Genomic DNA, 20,007 nt, shown 5'->3' with positions numbered 1-20,007 from the left:
GGCATCGCCCGGCAGCCTTTTCTTTTGTCCCTCGCGCCTCAGCGCTCGGTCAGCTTCAACTCGATCCGGCGGTTCTGGGCGCGCGCCTCGGGCGTGTCGGCGGTGTTCACCGGGTCGAACTGCGCGAACCCGGCGGCGGCGAGCCGATCCGGCGGGAAGCCGAGGCTGTCCACCATGTATTTCACCACCGAAAGCGCGCGTGCCTGACTCAGTTCCCAGTTATCCTTGAACTCGCCCTGCCCAGACAGCGGCGTGTCGTCGGTATGGCCGTCGACGCGGATGATCCACGGGATATCGCTCGGGATTTCCCCGCGCAGCTGATCGAGCAGCGCTGTGACCTGCTTGATCTGCGCGCGGCCCGCATCCGAGAGCGTGGCCGAAGCCGGCGCGAACAGCACTTCGGAGGAGAAGACGAAGCGGTCGCCTTCCACCTTCACGCCCTGCTTGCCCTTCAGAAGCTGCGACAGCTTGCCGAAGAATTCCGAGCGGTAGTTCTGCAAATCCTTCGCCTTGGCCTCTGCTTCCTTGCGCAGTTTCTCCTGCAGATCGGCACGTTTCTTTTCCTCCGACGCCGCGCGGGCGAGCGCCGCGTTCAGCTGTTGTCCGAGGTTGTCGAGCTGCACCTTGGCCTCGGCATCCTTCTGCTGCGCCTCGTCGAGCACATTCTGAAGCTGCGCAAGCTGGCTGCGCAAAGCCGCGACCTGCTGATTGAGCAGCGCCACCTTCTTCTGCGCGCCCTCCGAGATCGCCTGCTGATCGGCCAGCGCCTTCTGCGCAGTGGCCTTCAGCGCGGCTTGCTTCTCGGCCTCCGAGAGCTGCTTGCCCAGCTGCTTTTCCAGATCGGCCTTCGCGGTCTGCGCGGCGGCGAGCTTGGTCAACGTGTCCTCGGCCTTCTTGCGTGCCTCTTCGAGTTGCAGCGTCATCGCCGCGACCTCGTCGCCCGATTTCGTCAGCTTGTCGCGCAGATCGGCGATGGTTTCCTTGCTCAGCCGGATCTCGTCGGCCTTGGCGCTCGCATCCTGCTGGGCGGCGTTGCGCTCGCCCACGAGTTGCGCGACGCGGGCCTCGAATTCTGTAATCTTCTGTTTCGCATCCGCCAGCGCGGCCTTCCGGTCATCGAGCTGCGAGGTCAGCGTGGCGATCAGCGAATCCTGCTGATCGGCCTTGTCCTTCGCGTTCTCCAGCTCGCCCGTCAGTTGCTGCGTCTTCGTCTGTTGCAGCGACAGCGCCTTGGCGAGGTTCGAGACCTGCTCGTTGAGCTGGATCAGCTCGCCTTCCTTGGTGCTCAGCGTGTCGCGCAGAACCGATTGCACGATCATGAAGATCGACAGCACGAACATCAGGACCAGAAGAAGCGCCGTCATCGCATCGACGAAACCCGGCCAGATGTTGGTCGAGAACCGATTGCCGCCGCGCCGTGCCAGAGCCATAAATTACTCCTCGCGATGCGGTTTGTAGCCGAGGATCGCCCGGGTGAGACCTGCGAAATCATGGCGCAGCTCGGCCATGCTTTCCTGCCGCCCGGCGCTGACTTCCTCGAGCATCCGCATCATCTGCTGATCGATCGAGCGCAGCCGCATCCGGGTCTCCATCAGCGCCTCTGCCTCGGGGGCCCCTTCGGCCGTGCGCTGCGCGAGATGATCGAGCGCGCCGATCAGCCGCTCCTGCCCCTCCGCCATCTGCTGCAGCGCGCCTTGCTGGCGGTTGCGCGCATCCATCTCCGCCGAGAGCCGTTCCGACAGGTCGTGGATCGCGTTCGACAGATGCGCGATGCGCGCCTCGGTCTGCACGCGTCCGGCATCGGAGCGCACGAACAGCGTCTGAATCTGGTCCATCTGCTCGGACATGTGATCGAGGACGCCCGCCACCATAGAGCTTTCGCCATCGCCCCCTTCAAGCGCGGTGAAGGACAGCCGCGTGATCGAAGAAATCCATTCCTCCAGCTCGCGGTAGAAGCGATTCTGACCGTGGCTCGCGAACAGTTCCAGCAAGCCGATCACCAGCGAGCCCGCAAGACCCAGAAGCGACGAGGAGAACGCCGTGCCCATGCCGCCCAGCTGCGCTTCGAGCCCCGTCATCAGATTGTCGAACACGCCGATCGCGCTCTCGCCTTCCTTCGGTGCGAGCGCGCGGATCGTCTCCACCACGGCAGGGACGGTGGTGGCGAGGCCGTAGAACGTCCCCAGAAGGCCGAGGAAAATCAGCAGGCCTGCGATATAACGGGTGATGTCGCGTGCCTCGTCGATCCGGGTCGCGACGGATTCGAGGATCGAGCGGCCGGAGGAGGACGACACCGCGCGGCGCGCCTCGCGCGAGCCCAGAAGGGCTGCGAGCGGCGCCAGCATCGACGGCGCGCGCACCTGCGGACGGCCCGGACGATCGGCGGCGAAGCTCTCGATCCAGTTCACCGCCTTGACCAACTGCACCACCTGCCAGAAGCAGGCGAGGATGCCGAAGACGAAGACCGCGAGGATCACCCCGTTCAGCCAGGGATTGGCGAGGAAAATCGGGAAGATGCGCGAATAGGCGAAGTAGCCTCCCGCAGCGACCAAGCCGAGCACCAGAAGCATCAGGATCACCTGACGCACGGGTTGTGAGAATTGCGGCTCCAGCCGGATCGGCTCTTGCATCATTGCCCCTCTTGCCTGTTTGCGCAGAGCCTAGCGACGGCGCAGCCCTTCGCCAAGGCCTATCGCGACAAGACACGCAGCCGTGCCACCAATGCATCAAGATGGGGGTCGGGAATGCCCAATTCGTGAAGATGCTGGGCAGTATTGAACAGATAATCACGGTTCGGACCGCGCCCGCCGGTGGCAGAGGCGATGATCCGGGCCTGCTCGTCATCGCTGAGGCCTCCGCAATATTGGTCGTGATGGCGGTCGATCACGTAGGTCACGGCGCGCACGCGCCGCCCGTCATCCAGATCGACATCAATTTCTCGTTCCAGATAGGCCGCGGTCACCAGCTCGCGCTCGCGCAGGTAGGTCATGACCTCGTCTTCCTGTCCGGGCTTCACCGCGAAGGCGAGCCCCGCGCAGGCGCCCTGCCCCTCGTCGAGCGCCAGCACCAGTCCCGGCGCCTCGGGCGTGCCGCGATGCACCAGCGAGCGCATGCAGAAGCTGCGCTCCCACCCCGGCGCGCGGGCAAGCATCCGTTCGTCGAAATCGAAGCCGGGGTTCCAGATCAGCGAGCCGTAGCCGAAGACCCAGATCCTGTTGTCGTCGCTCTGGTCCTGCATGGGCTCAGGGCTTACATGGGGTTCACCCGATTTGCAAAGAGGCTACGATGCGCAAACTGATCATTCTGGTGCTGGTCGCGACGCTGGCCTATTGCGGCTACTGGTTCTACGGGGCGCACAAGATCGAGAACGGCGCGCGCGACATGCTCGCACAGGCCCGGCAGGAAGGCTGGGGCGATGCGCAATCGGTCTCGCTGGCGGGCTTCCCCTCGCGCTTCGATCTGACCTTCGACAAGCCGGAACTGAAGGATCGGGGCGGCCTGTGGCGCTGGAGCGCCCCCTTCGCGCAAATCTTCGCGCTGGGATATGAGCCCAACAAGGTGATCGCCTACCTGCCGTCGGGCCAGATGCTGCATCTGGGCGACAAGACCTACCGCCTGACGCAAGACGACATGCGCGCCTCGATGACGGTGGGCTATTCGACCGCGCTGCCGCTGGAAAACGCGGTCGCCGTGGTCGCGTCCCCCGCGCTGACGCCCCAGGGGGCCGCCAAGCCGGAGCTTTCGGCCGATCAGCTGCGCCTCGCCATCGCGCGCAAGGACAAGGCGCAGGGCGCGATCGGCGCCTCGGCCCAAGCCGCCGATCTGGTGATGCCCGCCGCCGCCTATCGTCTGGGCGCGGAAGCCAAGAAACTGAAACTGCCGGCCGATCTGCTCGAGCGGATCGACCCGAAGGGCACGCTGCCCGACACGATCACGCGCCTCCATTTCGACGCGCTCATGGGCACGCGGGAGCCGATCGACCAAAGCGCGCTGGAGGCAGGACTGCCGGGTCTGATGACCTTCGCGATCTCGGACCTGTCGCTGAGCTGGGGCGATAACGACGTCTCGGTCGAGGGCAACCTGACCGTCGATCCCTCTGGCTATCCAGACGGCACGCTGACGATCCGCTCTGCCTCGTGGCGCAACTGGGTCGGCATCGCGCAGGGCATGGGGCTGATCGGAAAGGACGAGGTGAAACTCGTCACCGGGATAGGCGCAATGCTGGCCGCGAAGAACCCCGACGGCGCGCTGGAAGTGCCGCTGATTTTCAAGGACGGGCAGATGAGCCTCGGTCCGGTGCCGCTGGGCCCCGCACCGCAACTGGTCGCGCAACGGCAGTGAAACACGGGGCGGGCAGCAGGGCGCGGACCGCCTGCCCGCGTGCGCCTTACGCGTCTTTCTTCGGCGCGCCGCGGCCGAAATCGGGCGCATCCGTATCCTGACCCGCCTCGATGATGCCGCGACGGATCGCGCGCGTGCGCGTGAAATAGTCGTGCAGCATGTCGCCATCGCCCATGCGGATCGCGCGTTGCAGCATGAACAGCTCCTCGGTGAAGCGGCCGAGGATGTCGAGCGTCGCTTCCTTGTTGGTCAGGAAGACGTCGCGCCACATCGTAGGGTCCGAGGCCGCGATCCGGGTGAAATCGCGAAAACCCGTGGCGGAATATTTGATGACTTCCTCGTGGGTTACACGACGAAGATGATCCGCCACGCCCACCATCGTGTAGGCGATCAGGTGCGGCGTGTGCGACACGACCGAGAGCACGAGATCATGGTGATCGGGCGCCATCTCGTCGGTATTGGCACCCATCGCCTCGACCAGCGTTTTCAACCGGGTCAGCGCCTCGGAGTCGGTGTCTTCGATCGGCGTGAACAGCCACCAGCGATTGGCGAACAGCGTGGCAAAGCCCGAGCGCGGGCCGGATTGCTCGGTCCCCGCCAGCGGGTGGCCGGGGATGAAATGCACACCGTCGGGCATATGCGGGCCGACCGCGTCGATCACCGCGCGCTTGACCGAGCCCACATCGGTGACGGTCGCGCCGGGGGCGAGATGCGCGGCGATCTCTTCGGCGATCTTGTCCATCGCACCGACCGGCACGCAGAGCACAACCAGATCGGCGCCCGCGACCGCCTCGGCGGCGGTCTCGTAGACGGCATCGACCAGCCCGATCTCCAGCGCGGTGTCACGCGTCTCGGCAGAGCGCGCGTGACCGACGATCTCGCCCGCCAGACCCTTTTCGCGCATCGCATGCGCCATCGACGAGGCGATCAGGCCGAGCCCGATCAGCGCGACCCGCTGGTAGAGTTGGCTCATCTGGGCACCTCGATCCCGCCTGCCTTGAAGACGCCGATCAGATGCGCGACGCGGCGGCACGAGGGTTCGTCACCCACGGTGATGCGCAGGCAGTTGGGCAGGTTATAGCCGGCGACCCGGCGCACGATGATGCCTTCGGATTTCAGGTAGGTATCACAATCGGCCGCTTCCTGCTCGGAAGCCAGACGCGCGAGGATGAAGTTCGCCGTGGAAGTATCTGACGGAACGCCTTTTTCCGCCAACGCTTCTGCGAGCCACGCGCGCAGGCGCGTGTTGTCATCGCGGCATTTCGTGACCCAGTCCTGATCGCGCACGGCGGCCTCTGCCGTCTCCTGCTGCGCGGTCGAGAGGTTGAACGGACCACGGATACGGTTGAGCACGTCGATCACTTCGCGCGACCCGTAGCCCCAGCCGACGCGCAGCCCGCCTAGGCCGTAAATCTTCGAGAAGGTCCGCGTCATGAAGACGTTGGGCAGGCGTGTCGCCAGCTCCGCCCCGCCGTCATAGCCTTCGACATATTCTGCATAAGCGCCGTCGATCACCAGCAGCGCGCCTTTCGGCAGGCCCGCGGCCAGCCGCTCCAACTCTGCCAGCTGGATCATCGTGCCGGTCGGGTTGTTCGGATTGGCGAGGAAGACGAGCTTGGTCTTCTTGGTGCAGGCGCTCAGGATCGCATCGACATCGGTCGTGCGGTCGCGCTCTTTCACCTCGATCGGCGTGCCGCCCGCGGCCATGGTCGAGATGCGATACATCAGGAAGCCGTGCTCGGTGAAAATCACCTCGTCGCGCGCGCCGACATAGGCCTGGCACAGGAAGTGGATGATCTCGTCCGAGCCCACCCCGCAGATGATCCGGTCGGGATCGAGCTTGTGCACGTCACCGATGGCCGTGCGCAGCTTGCCGTGGTCGGTCGAGGGGTAACGATGCATCGAATGGGCGCATTTCGCGAAAGCGTCCTTGGCCTTGTCCGAGGGGCCGAACGGGTTCTCGTTCGAGCTGAGCTTCACGGCATCGGTGCGCCCCGCCACATGGGAGGCGCCGCCCTGATAGAGCTCGATGTCCATAATACCGGGCTGGGGGCGAATATGCGTGGTCATTGTGCACTCCTGAATCGTGGCCCGAGTTCTATCCGCCATGGCGCGACAGGGCTAGTGAGAAGATCACCCGCATAGCAGACGCGGCAGGGATGCAACGGATGTCATAGCACGTCGATGAGAGATGTATTGCCCACGGGTGCCGGAGGGCAGCGCCCGACCGCCGGGTGGGCGCGCTTCATTCAGCGGTTGCCCCTTTATCTCACCACATTCGCACGACCTCGCCACGCGCGATGAGGCCGAAGAGCGCCCGCCCGAGGGGGCGGCCGGGCGCTGCCCGGGCCGCTGCGCGGCTGTTCCGGACAAAAGCCCCCCGCCCATCGCCCAAAAGAAAAAGGCCGCGCCCCGGGGGCACGGCCTTTCCAAATGATCGGCGAAGACTGAGAGATCAGTTCTTCGCGTAGAATTCGACCACGAGATTCGGCTCCATCTGAACCGCGAAGGGCACGTCGGACAGGGCCGGGGTGCGCACGAATTTCGCGGTCAGTTTGTTGTGGTCGACTTCGATGTAATCCGGAACGTCACGCTCGGGCGACTGAACGGCTTCGAGAACCAGAGCCATCTGCTTGGACTTCTCGCGGACTTCCACCACGTCGCCTTCTTTCAGGCGATAGGAGGGGATGTTCACTTTCTTGCCGTTCACGAGCACATGGCCGTGGTTCACGAACTGGCGCGCTGCGAAGACGGTCGGGACGAACTTGGCGCGGTAGACCAGCGCGTCGAGGCGGCGCTCGAGCAGACCGATCAGGTTTTCACCGGTGTCGCCCTTCACACGCTCGGCTTCGGCGTAGATGCGGCGGAACTGCTTCTCGGTCAGGTCGCCGTAATGGCCCTTGAGCTTCTGCTTGGCGCGGAGCTGGATACCGAAGTCGGACAGTTTGCCCTTGCGGCGCTGACCGTGCTGGCCGGGGCCGTATTCACGACGATTGACGGGCGACTTGGCGCGGCCCCAGATGTTCTCGCCCATGCGGCGGTCGATTTTGTACTTGGCAGACGTGCGTTTGGTCACGGCTGATCTCCTTCTTTAGCGTTTCGAAGGGCGTTGTCCTCCTCCGGGCCTTGCGGCGACCGGCGACAGGTTTCCTCTTGCGAGGTCCACCAACACCAATGAATAACCCCGGCAACTCGCGTTACCGGGATGGCGGGCTTATACATCGGCGCGCGCGGGTGTCAACCACTCCGGGCGAGACGTCCGGGGAACGCGAACGATCCGGCCCGCCAGACTGCCTCTCTGCTCACCTCTCCGCCCACGAGGCGGCCGCCTGCCCGCCCCAGCAAATTTTCCATCAGGCTCCCGACGCTGCGTTCCGTCACGGTTTCGTGAGTAAATTTTGGCTTTCGCCCCCTGTTCAGAGCAACAATTCGCTCCATGATGGCGCTAACGGGGCGCGTGCCGGATGCGCGTCCCGGCGTTGTCCTGCCGGAGGTCGGCACGGGCGGCGCGCGGGAGTGAGGCGTTGCCCGCTCCACCGGGAGGAACCCCATCCGGCCTTAGGAGGATTACAATGAAAAACATTCGTCGCTCGACGTGCGGAACCGCCGCGCGTCTCGCCGGAACCAGCGTTCTCGCGCTCGGCCTGATTGCAGGTGCCGCGCAGGCCCAGAACATCACCGCCGACAGCTTCGGCGCCGACTTCTCGGCCATGAGCCAACTCAAGGACATCGCGTCCAAGGGCAAAGGCAAGGTCGGCGTGCTGCTGCCCGACACCGCCAGCTCCGCCCGCTACACCTCTTTCGACGAGCCCTACCTGAAGAAAGCCTTCGAAGCGGCGGGCCTGTCCTCGGACGACCTGATCATCACCAACGCGCAAGGCTCGGAAGCCGACCAGCTCACGCAGGCGCAGACCGATATCAGCCAGGGCGCGACGGTTCTGCTGATCGACCCGATCTCCTCGGGCGGCGGTGCCGCTGTCGAGAAATACGCGAAAGAGCACGGCGTCGCGGTCATCGACTATGACCGGATCACGCTTGGCGGTTCGCGCGACTACTATATCAGCTTCGACAACGAATATGTCGGCGAGCTGATCGGCAAGGGCATGGAACAGTGCCTGAGCGATTGGAACATCGAGAAGCCGAATATCCTCGTGATGGCGGGCTCCCCCGATGACAACAACGCCACGCTGTTCAAGCAGGGCTACATGAAGGTGCTTCAGCCGAAATTCGACGACGGCAGCTACACCAATGCGGGCGAGCCCGCGGGCACCTGGGACCCGTCTGTCGCACGGACCACCTTCGAGCAGCAGTTCACCGCGCATCAGGACATGAACGCCGTCGTCACCCCGAATGACGACAACGCCAACGCGGTCATCTCCTATCTCAAGACGCTGAACGTGCCGGCGAAAGCCTTCCCGACCACCGGTCAGGACGCGACCGTCACCGGCCTGCAGAACGTGCTCACCGGCTACCAGTGCGGCACCGTCTACAAGCCGATCTATCTCGAAGCCCAGGCGGCAGCGGCACTCGCGCTCTATATGCGTGCCGGTGAAAACCCGCCCGACGGCCTCGTCAACGGCAAGGTCAATGACAGCCAGGGCGGCATGGACGTGCCCTCGATCCTGCTCAAGCCGATCTGGGTCACCCCGGAGAACATGGCCGACACCGTCGTGAAAGACGGCTTCGTCGACACCTCCAAGCTCTGTGCGGGCGACGCGGCTGACGCGTGCAAATCCGCTGGCATCGGGAACTGATAGCTGATGATGGACACGGGCAACGGCACCGGGTCCCAAGCGGAGGATCGCGACGCGATCCTCCGCATTCGGGGTCTGGAAAAGAGTTTCGGCGCAGTGCAGGCGCTCAGCGGGGTCGATTTCGACGTGCGCCCCGGCGAGGTGACGGCACTGGTCGGTGACAATGGCGCGGGCAAATCCGTGCTGACGAAAACCATCGCCGGCATCCATGAAGCCGATGGCGGCGTGATCGAGTGGGAAGGCAACGAGGTCCGCGTCCGCTCGCCGCGCGACAGTGCGGAGCTGGGCATCGAGGTCGTCTATCAGGACCTCGCGCTGTGCGACAATCTCGACGTCGTGCAGAACATGTTCTTGGGTCGCGAGATCCTGACCAACGGGATGCTCGACGAGGACGCGATGGAGCGCGCCGCAGCAGAGACGCTGCAAGGCTTGCGCGTGACCACGCTGCGCTCGATCCGCGCGCCGGTCTCGGCGCTCTCGGGCGGTCAGCGGCAATCGATCGCGGTCGCCAAGGCCGTGATGTGGAATTCCAAACTGGTGATCCTCGACGAGCCCACGGCGGCGCTCGGCGTGGCCCAGACCGGTCAGGTGCTGCAACTCGTGCGTCGCCTCGCCGATCAGGGCCTCGCGGTGGTGATGATCTCGCACAACCTCAACGACGTCTTCGCAGTTTCCGACCGGATCGCGATCCTCCGTCTGGGCGAGATGGTCAGCCAGGGCCCGATCGAGGAATACGACACCCAGCGCGTGGTCGAGCTGATGACCACGGGCAAATCCGACCATGTGGTCGAGCCGGGCGCGATGCGCGCCGCCGCCTCGATCGCGGCAGAGAACGCCAAGGACGTCGCGGCGCAACGCGAGGCATCAGGCGAAAGCGGCCCCTCTGCCGTGGTGGGCGCCACGACCGAGGATCAGAGCTTCTCGAGCTACCTCTCGCGCACCTGGGCGAAGATCAAGGCAGGCGAAAGCGGCGTGCTCCCGGTTCTTCTGGGCTTCGTGCTGATCTCTCTGATCTTCCAGCTGCAGAACCCGAAATTCCTCTCGCCGGGGAACATCGTGAACCTGCTCGTTCAGGGCTCGGTCTTCATGATGATCGGGATGGGACAGGTTTTTGTCCTCTTGCTGGGCGAGATCGACCTGTCGCTCGGCTTCGTGGCCGGGATCGGGGCGACAGTGGCGACACTGCTGGTGGCACCGGGCTCCGACTGGCCCTGGTGGGCGGCGGTTCTGGCAGGTCTGGCCGTGCCGGCGGTTCTGGGCATCTTCCAGGGCTCGCTGATCACGCGCCTGAAACTGCCCTCTTTCGTCGTCACGCTGGCGGGCCTTCTGGGCTTCAACGGTCTGATGATCCAACTGCTGGGCGCCGGGGGGACGATCCCTGTGGCGAGTGACACGATCAACAACTTCGCCAATGGCACGCTGAGCCCGCTGATGGGCTGGCTGATGACCGGCGTCGTGGTTCTCGTCTTCGCGATCCTCACCTTCAGCAAGGATGCGAAACGTCGCAAGAGCGGCCTCGTCGCTCCGCCAATGGGCCTCACCATCGCGAAGATCGCCGCGGCCGTGATCGCGGGTATCGTGCTGGTGACGATCTCGAACATGAACCGCGGCGTCGCGCGCTTCCCGCTCTCGGGGATGCCGTGGGTGATCCCGATCGTCTTCGCGGTGCTGCTGGCATGGTCCTTCCTGCTGGGACGGCTGAAATTCGGCCGCTATGTCCTCGCAATCGGCGGCAATGCCGAGGCTGCGCGCCGGGCGGGCATCAACCTGCGCCTGATCCGGACCGCAGCCTTTACGCTGGCGGCGACGACGGCGGGTCTGGGCGGCATCATCTACGCCTCGCGCCTGCGCTCGATCTCCACCAGCTTCGACGGCGGCACGATCGTGCTCTATGTCGTCGCTACCGCGGTGATCGGGGGCACCTCGCTGTTCGGCGGGCGCGGCCATCCGATCCACGCGATCCTTGGTGGCGTCGTGATCGCGGCGATCGTCAACGGCATGGCGCTTCTGGGTCTGCCGGCGGCGGTGCAGCTGATGGCGACGGCGGCGGTGCTGCTCGCGTCGATCACGGTCGACGTAGTGGTGCGCCGGCGCGGCGAGACGACCCGCTAAGCCAAGCGAAACCCCTTGAAAACGAAACGCGCGCGAGACATCTCGCGCGCGTTTTTCATGGCGACCGACGCTCCTGCCCTGCGCCGACCCGCGCCCCCGCCTGCGCCATCTTCGCCCCACGCGAGGGAAATCGCAAACCACCAGAAATTCCGTCGAAAAACCGCTTGTCTCCCCCCGAGACGATCCCTATACGGGTCCGCGGAGACGTGGCCGAGTGGTCGAAGGCGCTCCCCTGCTAAGGGAGCGACACATACGGGAAAAGGCTCTATAATCAGAGCCATAGAACCTTTCCCCCTTTCAGTTGTCCAAATCATTCCCAAAGTCCCAGCCGTAGGATTTCAGTCGCATCGGTAGATCCGAAGGCGCCAGCTTGGTGTAGCGGAGTGCCGTGTCATGCTTTGCCCAACCTCCGCGGCTCATCAGAAGCTTCATGTCTTTCGTAGCGGCATACGTCCATGTGGCGAACGAATGTCGCAAAGAATGGGGTGTGCATGCCTCCGGGAGGCCGGCTGCCTCTCGCAGTTTCTTGAACTCGCGTCGGATCTGACCGCCACCCTTGTAGCGGAGCGTAAAAGGTTTACCCTCGCGATTGAGGATGATCGGCCCTTTATCCGGCAACGCTTCCATGTGGTCGATTGCCTTCGAGGGGAGATAGACGAGGCGCGTGCTTGCCTGAGTCTTTCCGGCACCCTCCACCTCGCCACGGACCAAGCATTCACGCGTGTTCCAGTTGATGTCTTCAGCAGCCAGAACGAAGCTCTCGCCTGTCCGGCAGCCAGTGCCGAGCAGAAACGCGATGGCAGTGCGGATTCGCCTCTGTGGATCGTCAACGCCATAGCGTTCAGGTGTGCTGGCAACACGCAGAAGATCTTCTGCCTGCTCCGGGGTAAGCCAGAACATCCGACGCGTGTCACAACCCTTCTCGCGCCGCGTTTTCGTCAGGTACTTGTCAAGAGACCGCAAGGGTCCGAGGAAATTGCGCTGGATCGTGCTCTCCACGCAGCCAGGATGGAGCTCTGCAATTGCTCGGGCACGCCACGCTGGGTCGAGAGTCTGACGAAACGTGATCGAGGGCCCGGCGTATTCGAGCAACCTGTCCCAAGGGCGCGGATCCTCAGTGATCTCTTTGAATTCGGTCCCCACGCAGAAGAACGGCTCGTCCCTACGGTCGTCGCCAAAGAATCCGTGAGAAAAATCAAACATCCCGACCTCCCTTCCGCTTCTTTCGCAACTCGGCCACGAAACGTTCGTATTCCGCAGTAACGGCGCTGTTCGGCGAGTTCTTCCGCTGACGGGAACTGTTCGCCGCGCTCTGGCGACGTAGAGCCCTGATCATCGCGATGTTTTCGCGATAGAATAGGTTCTTTCGGCCATGTTTCTCGACGATGCCTTTTGCGTGTGCGTATCGCGCAAGAGTTTTGAACAGCTCACGGCGAGAGATGCCCAGCTCATCTGCGGCTCCCGTGGTCGTCAACGGATACTTGGGGGGCTCCTGGGTTAGAGCATTTCGTTGTCCGGGTGGATAGAAGTTGCCGGACGAAGCCCCGGCAATGAGTTCGAGGTGGTCGTATACCATGGAAAAGTCCCTTTGTTGCGATTGGCGTGACAAAAGGAGCCCCTACCACTCGTCCCTGTAAAGGCGGCACGATAACGATTTTTGAACGACCAAGATCACCATTGATGAACACAAAGTTCGAGCACCGACCTTTTGAAGGGGCTTCAGCGTTCAAGCAGAAGCGCATGCGCAATCTGTCGCTCCAACGGTGCTTTTAGGGCCTTCGGACGGCGCCACCAAGAACCCGTTGTTCGTGACGCCGGGACGGAAAAAACGACCAGGTAATTCGGTCTGCAGGCCCGCCCTCGAAGAGAGACCATCCTTGGAGTGCTTGAGGAACCGATGGTAGCGAGACGCAATATTGGTAAGCCGCCGGCGAGGGGCATATTCTCAGGGCATCACGGGCGCCGATTTTCTGCCCGACATCCACCGAAAACCCCTCCATAAAATCTATGATGGATTGTATTTAGAAATGCTGATGTGCTGCATGGAGTATATGACACATGACGGTGGTTTGATGAAGATTTTTCCGACTTTGGGCTTTATGCTGAGTCTATCAACAATGTGGAAATTTCCGACCGCAAGCCGTCTCGCCCTCATACAGCTCCGAACAAGCCGGTTTGATGATCGATGGTCGATGATCTGCCAATGACAGCTCGCAATCTCAGCGTCTGCGCTGACGGAGGGCGTTCTGCACGATGCAAACACACGATACCGCGATCCTTTTTTGATGATCTTCGAAAAGAGCGCCAGCAGGAATTGGAAATCTACACCCTCGTGTCCAGTCTCTAAGAAAATGATCCCACGCTCCAACAAAATTCCGTGCGGGTGCGGAAAAAACATCCTATTAATTCGAGCGCATGCAGGGACGCCATGCAGCCAACCTTCGGAGGATTAAACGTTTGGCTGCGTTTCCAATGCCTCAACGCGGGGACTGAGTGAAACAGCCGTGCGGTAGCCCCTTTGGGCGGGCTTTCTCCCTTGCAACTCTCGAAATTCATTCAAATGTGCAGCAGTGATTTTCCGATACGTCAGGCGCACTTTTCCTACGAACGCTGTAGGGGTGTTCTTGTCCTCTATGACGCAGCTTCTGGACTCGCTGGCCGACGGTCGAGGATGTTGCAAAGCCCGTCCGGAGAGTTGGCGCCAGAGAGAAAAGAAAATCCGTGATCTTCGCCATGTCTGTGGCCTCCTCCCCCGGAGAAAAGACCCGCACGAGACACGGACGGCCAAGGCTGGGCGGTTACTCCTTGCGAATTGCCCACTCGGGTGAAAGTTGCCGTACTTCGACTACCACAATCGCCCGTCTCGAAGAGATCATTGCGAGCGCAGCCGACGGAAAAAAGCGATCCTGAACAGACCACGCCGAAGGCCCTCCAAGACGCCGAAAGCACCAGCCACTTACCCCTGCTGTCGGCGGCCGATTGGTCCGCATGATGCAACGCGCATTTTTCATCAGCCGTTGCATCTTCGAGAAAAAGCCGGAGGGTAGCCTCCTCGACGTCAAGTGTTTTTTCAGTGGCCGCCAGTTTCTTCGGCGTCACGCCCGTAGCAAACGCAGGAAGTGAGATCCTGGTCCGAGGATACCCCTTCGCTTTTTCCGTGTGTGTTACGGTTAAATGTGGTTCCGCGCTGAGCGCGTTTCCCAGTGAGAGGTCCAGTTTGCGCGAATTTTTCCGGAGGGGCGATCCGTGGATCGTCGACCCAGAAAATCTTCAAAAAAGTGGAGATTTTCTCGAAAAATCCTTTCCTCTATGCGACCGACAGATTTGCACTCCGGTGCACTTGCATGGGCACTCGTTGAGCGGAAGCGACTTCCCCTATTTACCCTCTTTTGGCGAGCGCCAAAGTCGGCCGGGATGATTTGGGGGCGCGCAAATTGTTGCACAATTGCAATACGTCAAGAGAAATATGAAGCCGCCATCATGCGCGAGACGGGTCTGAATGCGGCGAAGAAGTCTCTGACTTAGAATCGCGGAGTTGCAGAACGGGCTCCGCGCTCCAGTCTTCACCCGCCATTGGCAGCATCAAGCAAGATGGCTTCTCCCGGCTGAGCACTCTGTTGGCTGGTATGTTCCATTGCGCCGAGCAATGGTAAACTGCACTTATACCTTGCCGAGTGTGTTTGATCGATGCAGGCGGCATGAGGGTGCCTGACATTGGCCTGTAGTGGTCACGATCGGCCATTTCACTCTCTTGAGGCGGGCAGCTTGGCAAATGCTCGCATTCAAGTTGAATAGCCCCGGATTTCATGGACGCCTTCTTTGCTAATTTTGAGGCAAGGAGGCTATGATAGGCAGCACCAAGCTCAGCGATAGCTTCAGCGAAATGCCATCGCGCAGAGCAGCTCATCCCGTTAGCTCAGTCAAAAAAAAGCGCGGCACCGGCGGGGGCGCCGCACAGGTCTATAGCGCGCTGAGCGGCAGGGGTCAGCTGCCACCGCCGTCCAAGAATTCAATCTCGATGAAGGCGAACTCGAACGCATTGTAATTCACCACGTCATGCCGCGCACCCTTCTCGCGAAAATAGGGAACACCCTTGCGCAACTCTGCGAACCGGGTTTGCCCGCCCGGTTCGCGTAATTCGAGCTGCCCGTCGGCAAGCGGTACCACAACATAGTCATGCTCGTGCAGATGCCAGCCAGTATTGTCCCCCTTGGCAGGGAAGCGCCATTCTGTAACGCGGGTGCGGGCGTTCTCGATCAAGACGCTTCCCACGGCGCTGCCCGCGCTTTTGTCAGCTTCACACATGACGACCTCTCAGCGCCGTGTCCGCGACCGGCAGGATACTCTCGGCCGGCATAGGCCTTCTACTTGCCATGTTGGTCATCCTTTTTTCCCTTGCGTTGTTCCGGGTCAGCCGACTGCCTCGCGGATGGCGGCAATGAGCTCCTTGCGTTCCTTCCGCGCGGCAAGCGCGGCCTCCATGTCCACCTTCACGAATTGCGTCGTCGTGTTCGGCTGCAGTTGTCCAATCAAGTCCATGTCGGCCGAGATCACCGTGCCCAACATGAAATAGCCCCCGCCCGACACCGCATCGCGGTGCAATACGATGGGCTCCTGCCCGCTGGGCACCTGGACCGAGCCGTAGGGATAGCAGGCATCGGTTATGTTGGACGGGTCCGACCCTGCGCTGAACGGCTGTTCGCGAGGCACGAAGTCCAGCGGTCGCCCGCCCTGGAAGCGATATCCCATCCGGTCTGCCTCATTCGCCACTTTCCAAATGTCTTCGAAGAAACGGCGTTGCGACTCTTCAGTGATCCGGTGCCAGTAGAGACCGGGGAGCACCCGAAGCTTCGCCGTTGCGCCGGGCAGGCGCCGGTAATCTTCGGGAACCGAAGTACCGGGGCGGGCCTTGCCGCTGGCCTTCCCCAGCGGGAGCGAGTCGCCCGGCTGAACCGCGCGACCATCCACACCGCCAAGCGCCCCGATGGGATAGGTGGCGCGGCTACCCAGATGTGGCGGCGTGTCGATCCCGCCTGAGATGGCGATATAGGCCCGCGCCCCCGCCTTAAGAAAATCGAAAGACAGCACCTGCCCTTTCTTCACGGAAAGCGCGGTCCAGGTCGGCTGTTGCTCGCCGTCGATACGGGGCGGCAGCTCAGCGCCACAAACGGCGACGGTCGCGTCCTCGGTGAATTCCAACTCCGGCCCGACGAATACGGATTCGAGCCCGGCGGCGTCCTCGGGGTTGCCCACCAGTAGGTTTGCCGTACGCATTGCCAAGCGATCCATCGCCCCGCCCATCGGAATGCCGAGATGGTAATAACCGGGCCGGCCCAAATCTTGAATCGTGGTCATGATGCCGGAGGAGATGACGTTAATCGGCATAGAGGGCCTCCATCAGCTTGGCGTTGGTGCCGTCCATGTCGGCATTGAAATCGTCGAGCGAAAAGACCACGTCCTTCGTTCGCGGCTCGAACCGCCCAGCCTGGACATCTGCGTTAATCGAGTCGTACTCTTCGCGATTGATGGGCCGCCATTTTACGATGTCGCCAGGTTTGAAGAACACCATGAAGTCCCGCAGGTAAGGTGCTTCCTGCTTGGGGTCGAAAATGGTCATCGGCGTGATGCCGAACATCTGGTAACCGCCAGCGCCGCGCACGGAGTAGATGCAGGAAAACGAGCCGCCATATCCAACCGTCTGTTTCGGCGTATCGGTGCGGGGCCGCAGATATTTCGGCACCTGAATCTGCCGCGAGCGATCGACCATCTGGTACAGAAAAGGAAGCCCCGAGACGAAACCCACCATCGAGACAAACCACGGCGCACTGTGATGCGCCTTGATGAACGCTTCTACGCTGTCGAAACCGTTGATGCGCGCGGCGTAGTCAAGATCCGTCCCGTTGGGGTCCTGGTGACGCTCTCGGAACCGCATCAGAGTCTCGTGTGTCCAGGGATCCTGGTAATAGACGGGAACTTCGACGATGCGGGTGTCGAGCTTGGCCTCCTTTTTCTCGGCGGTCTGCTCCATCTCTTTGAGCATATCCATCATTTTCTGTGGATGGATCTTGTCGGGGTCGAACTTGATTTGAAACGAGGCGTTAGCCGGGCAGATCTCGATCACGCCGTCGATATTAGCCTCTCGCACGGCGTTGGTCATCGCCAATGACGTGAAGAACGCCTCGAGCGACATTTCCTCGTCAACCTCGACGAAGACATGCTCATCGCCTCCGAATGTGTATCGGCTCATGTCGTTGTCTCTCCCTGCTTGGTGAGTGTATCGGCGGCATGTTCCAGCCAGAGCTCCAGCCAACGGGTGTGCACCGCGTTGGATTGCACATCCCGATCCTGCGCAAGCGCCGCGAAGAGTGGGGCGGTGGTGGGCAGCCCGTCGATCTCCAGATTGCCGAGAGCCCCCTCGAGGCGAGCGATCGCCCCCGCACGGTCCGGGGCCCAGACTATTAACTTGCCTAAGAGCGAGTCGTAGAAGGGCGGAATCGCATAGCCCTCATAGAGCATGTGGTCGAAGCGGATACCCTCGCCCTTGGGCAGCTTCAGCCGGCTCACCACCCCTGGAAACGGCATGAAAGCATTGGCCGGGTCTTCGGCGTTCAGGCGCACTTCGATGGCGTGCCCCTCCCGGGCGATATCGGCCTGCGTCAGTTCCAGCGGGGCACCTGCGCAGACCCGGATCATAGCGGCCACGAGGTCGGTGTCGCAGATCATCTCGGTCACCGGATGCTCGACCTGGATGCGCGTATTCATCTCGATGAAATGAAACGCACCCGTCAAATCATCGAAAAGGAATTCCACCGTCCCTGCGCCGCGATATCGCACCGAACGGGCCAGCGCGACGGCCGCGTCGCACAAGCGCTTGCGCGTATCGTCATCCAGCGCGGCCGAGGGCGCCTCTTCCCATACCTTCTGCCGCCGGCGCTGAAGTGAACATTCGCGGTCGTAGAAATGCACGACATCGTGGCCGTCGCCCAGCACTTGAACCTCTATGTGCCGGGCGCGTTCGATGACCTTCTCGACGTAGATACCGCCGTCGCCGAAGGCCGATTTTGCTTCGTTCGCGGCTTGAGGCGCGAGTTTGCGGAAGGTCTCGGCGTCGTCGGCGATACGAATGCCTCGGCCGCCGCCGCCAGCCGTCGCCTTGATCATTACCGGGAACCCAACTGCCTCGGCCAGCTCCAGCGCCGCATCCATGTCGGCAATCACGCCGTCGCTACCGGGAACGGTGGACACACCGACCTTGCGCGCCTGTTCCCGAGCCGCAGCCTTGTCGCCCATCAGCCGGATTGTGTCCCCGGACGGACCCACGAATATCAGGCCCGCGGCCTCAACCGCATCTGCAAAGTCGGCGCTTTCCGACAGAAAGCCATAGCCGGGATGGATGGCGTCAGCGCCGCTTTCCTTCGCGGCGGCCAGGATCGCGTCAGTATCCAGATAGGATTTCGCTGCCGCTGGCGGGCCGATTACCTTGACCTCGTCAGCGAGTCGGGCCGCAAGGCTGTCAATGTCGGCTTCGCTGACGACCTGCACGACCTGCAGACCCAGCTCCTTCGCCGCGCGGTTCACCCGGCAGGCAATCTCGCCCCGGTTGGCAATCAGGATCGTCTTAATCGGAAGATCTTCTGCCATGCGTCAATCCAGTTCGGCGATGGTCAGGCCTGCGGTGATGGGCTCGCCATCATCGACAGGGAAAGATGTGATCGTCCCCTCGGCATCGGCCTTGATCTCGTGAAAGGTCTTCATCACCTCGACCAGCGCGATGGTGTCGCCCTTTGTGACCTTGTCGCCCGGCTCCTTGAAGGGCGGCTCGTTCGGCGAGGGCTTGCGATAGAAGGTTCCCGGGATCGGGCTCTTGATTTCGTGTTTCGCCATGTCGTCTCTCCTGTTCTTGTTGGTTGCGACCGATCAGGCCGTTTTGAGTTGCCCCAGCGCTTCGTGCACCGCGCGGGCGATCTCGACCGAATTCGGCGTGTCCGAATGAATGCAAATAGTCTCGGCTTTCACCGGCAGCGTCTTGCCACCCACGGTCGTCAGAGTGCGGTCGCGCACCGCCGCTACAACTCGGCTGGCAGCAAGGTCGGGAGACACCGCTTCGTGCTCACGGGTGATGATGAGCCGCCCCTCGTCATCATAATCGAGATCGGCAAAGAACTCCGGCAGGAAGGTAACGCCGCGCTCGGTATAGACCTTTTCATGCAGAGTGCCGGAAAGTCCCGTAACCGGAACCCCGTAGACGAGCGCCGCGTCGGCCACCGCTTCGGCGATATGCGGCTCGCGCGCCGCCATTCCGTAAAGCGCGCCATGGGGCTTGATATGGCTAAGCGCGACATCCGCCTGCTTTAGGAACGCACTGAGCGCCCCGATTTGGTAAAGGATTATGTTCGCCATTTCCTCGCGCTCGATTTTCATCTCGCGCCGGCCAAAACCGGGCAGATCGGGCAATGAGACATGGGCGCCCACCTTTACCCCGTGGGTCTTGGCCAATGCCACCGTCTGGTGCATATGGCCTGGGTCGGAGGCATGAAACCCGCAGGCCACGTTCGCCTGCGTGATATGGGGCATGATCTCTGCGTCATTGCCCATCCGGTAAAGGCCGAAACTCTCGCCCATGTCACAGTTGATCTCCGCCCGCATGGGCTCTCCTCCTTCATTCCTGCAATCGTACCAGCCGAAGTGGCGTAAGGCGTCTACCGGCCTGGACCGGCATACATCCCCGCGCTCCCGCCGATGCCCGCCGATGATAGCGCCCCTCCTCGGTCGCAGCGGCATGTCACCAAGTATTCCGCTC

The 20,007-nt window shown here is 62.3% G+C and carries 17 protein-coding genes; 3 read left to right on the top strand and 14 right to left on the bottom strand.

The annotated features are described in order from the left end of the window. Positions 1–38 precede the first annotated feature (38 nt). The 3 genes from B6V76_RS00645 to B6V76_RS00635 are packed head-to-tail and all read right to left on the bottom strand — an operon-like array spanning position 39 to position 3,238. Positions 39–1,430, bottom strand: coding sequence for a peptidoglycan -binding protein (locus tag B6V76_RS00645; protein ID WP_088718418.1), 1,392 nt, complete (start codon positions 1,428–1,430; stop codon positions 39–41). A 3-nt stretch (positions 1,431–1,433) separates the two neighbouring features. Then, the gene (locus tag B6V76_RS00640; protein WP_088719347.1) at positions 1,434–2,630 is read right to left on the bottom strand and encodes a biopolymer transporter ExbB; all 1,197 of its coding nucleotides are present in this window, start codon (positions 2,628–2,630) and stop codon (positions 1,434–1,436) included. A gap of 59 nt (positions 2,631–2,689) precedes the next feature. Next, complete coding sequence (locus tag B6V76_RS00635) at positions 2,690–3,238, bottom strand: gamma-glutamylcyclotransferase (protein WP_199224640.1); 549 nt, start codon at positions 3,236–3,238, stop codon at positions 2,690–2,692. Between the two features lie 47 nt (positions 3,239–3,285). Here B6V76_RS00635 and B6V76_RS00630 point away from each other — a divergent pair, with 47 nt between their 5' ends. Continuing rightward, a complete protein-coding gene (locus B6V76_RS00630; RefSeq protein ID WP_075775096.1) occupies positions 3,286–4,341 on the top strand; it encodes a DUF2125 domain-containing protein in 1,056 nt (351 codons plus the stop codon). 46 nt (positions 4,342–4,387) lie between these two features. Here the strand turns inward: B6V76_RS00630 and B6V76_RS00625 are convergent, their stop codons facing one another. The 3 genes from B6V76_RS00625 to rpsD all read right to left on the bottom strand — a co-directional run bounded on the left by B6V76_RS00625 (position 4,388) and on the right by rpsD (position 7,417). Then, positions 4,388–5,314: a prephenate/arogenate dehydrogenase family protein gene (locus tag B6V76_RS00625; RefSeq protein WP_088726407.1), complete on the bottom strand. Its 927-nt coding sequence runs from the start codon at positions 5,312–5,314 to the stop codon at positions 4,388–4,390. Continuing rightward, positions 5,311–6,411: a histidinol-phosphate transaminase gene (gene hisC, locus B6V76_RS00620; RefSeq protein WP_075775098.1), complete on the bottom strand. Its 1,101-nt coding sequence runs from the start codon at positions 6,409–6,411 to the stop codon at positions 5,311–5,313. The genes B6V76_RS00625 and hisC overlap by 4 nt, the downstream gene beginning before the upstream one ends. Positions 6,412–6,796: 385 nt before the next feature. Next, entirely contained in the window at positions 6,797–7,417 is a 621-nt protein-coding gene (gene rpsD / locus B6V76_RS00615; RefSeq protein ID WP_088726406.1) for a 30S ribosomal protein S4, read from the bottom strand. Between the two features lie 496 nt (positions 7,418–7,913). Between rpsD and B6V76_RS00610 the strand changes: the two genes are divergently transcribed. Further along, positions 7,914–9,095 carry a substrate-binding domain-containing protein gene (locus B6V76_RS00610; RefSeq protein ID WP_075775100.1) on the top strand — a complete coding sequence of 394 codons (1,182 nt, stop codon included), beginning with the start codon at positions 7,914–7,916 and terminating at the stop codon, positions 9,093–9,095. 6 nt (positions 9,096–9,101) lie between these two features. Continuing rightward, positions 9,102–11,207, top strand: coding sequence for an ATP-binding cassette domain-containing protein (locus B6V76_RS00605; protein WP_088718414.1), 2,106 nt, complete (start codon positions 9,102–9,104; stop codon positions 11,205–11,207). Positions 11,208–11,504: 297 nt separating this feature from the next. Here the strand turns inward: B6V76_RS00605 and B6V76_RS00600 are convergent, their stop codons facing one another. The 8 genes from B6V76_RS00600 to B6V76_RS00565 all read right to left on the bottom strand — a co-directional run bounded on the left by B6V76_RS00600 (position 11,505) and on the right by B6V76_RS00565 (position 19,853). Beyond that, a complete protein-coding gene (locus B6V76_RS00600; RefSeq protein WP_088726405.1) occupies positions 11,505–12,410 on the bottom strand; it encodes a site-specific integrase in 906 nt (301 codons plus the stop codon). Beyond that, the gene (locus B6V76_RS00595; protein WP_075775102.1) at positions 12,403–12,783 is read right to left on the bottom strand and encodes a hypothetical protein; all 381 of its coding nucleotides are present in this window, start codon (positions 12,781–12,783) and stop codon (positions 12,403–12,405) included. The genes B6V76_RS00600 and B6V76_RS00595 overlap by 8 nt, the downstream gene beginning before the upstream one ends. 2,408 nt (positions 12,784–15,191) lie before the next feature. Continuing rightward, positions 15,192–15,512, bottom strand: a complete 321-nt coding sequence (locus B6V76_RS00590) for a cupin domain-containing protein (RefSeq protein WP_088726404.1) — start codon at positions 15,510–15,512, stop codon at positions 15,192–15,194. A 105-nt stretch (positions 15,513–15,617) separates the two neighbouring features. Further along, positions 15,618–16,592, bottom strand: coding sequence for a biotin-dependent carboxyltransferase family protein (locus B6V76_RS00585; protein ID WP_088726403.1), 975 nt, complete (start codon positions 16,590–16,592; stop codon positions 15,618–15,620). Beyond that, positions 16,582–17,454, bottom strand: coding sequence for an allophanate hydrolase subunit 1 (locus B6V76_RS00580; protein WP_088726402.1), 873 nt, complete (start codon positions 17,452–17,454; stop codon positions 16,582–16,584). Before B6V76_RS00580 ends, B6V76_RS00585 begins: the two co-directional genes overlap by 11 nt. Then, the gene (locus B6V76_RS00575) at positions 17,451–18,848 is read right to left on the bottom strand and encodes an acetyl-CoA carboxylase biotin carboxylase subunit (RefSeq protein WP_088726401.1); all 1,398 of its coding nucleotides are present in this window, start codon (positions 18,846–18,848) and stop codon (positions 17,451–17,453) included. The genes B6V76_RS00580 and B6V76_RS00575 overlap by 4 nt, the downstream gene beginning before the upstream one ends. A 3-nt stretch (positions 18,849–18,851) precedes the next feature. Continuing rightward, positions 18,852–19,091, bottom strand: a complete 240-nt coding sequence (locus B6V76_RS00570) for an acetyl-CoA carboxylase (protein ID WP_075777476.1) — start codon at positions 19,089–19,091, stop codon at positions 18,852–18,854. Between the two features lie 33 nt (positions 19,092–19,124). Beyond that, positions 19,125–19,853 (bottom strand): LamB/YcsF family protein, encoded by a 729-nt coding sequence (locus tag B6V76_RS00565; protein WP_075777475.1) that lies wholly within the window; start codon positions 19,851–19,853, stop codon positions 19,125–19,127. Positions 19,854–20,007: the final 154 nt, after the last annotated feature.

The organism is Thioclava sp. IC9, assembly GCF_002213225.1.
Taxonomy (GTDB): Bacteria; Pseudomonadota; Alphaproteobacteria; order Rhodobacterales; family Rhodobacteraceae; genus Thioclava; species Thioclava nitratireducens.
Note: the sequence above shows the minus strand (reverse complement) of the source record. Positions and strands in the feature narration are given on the sequence as shown.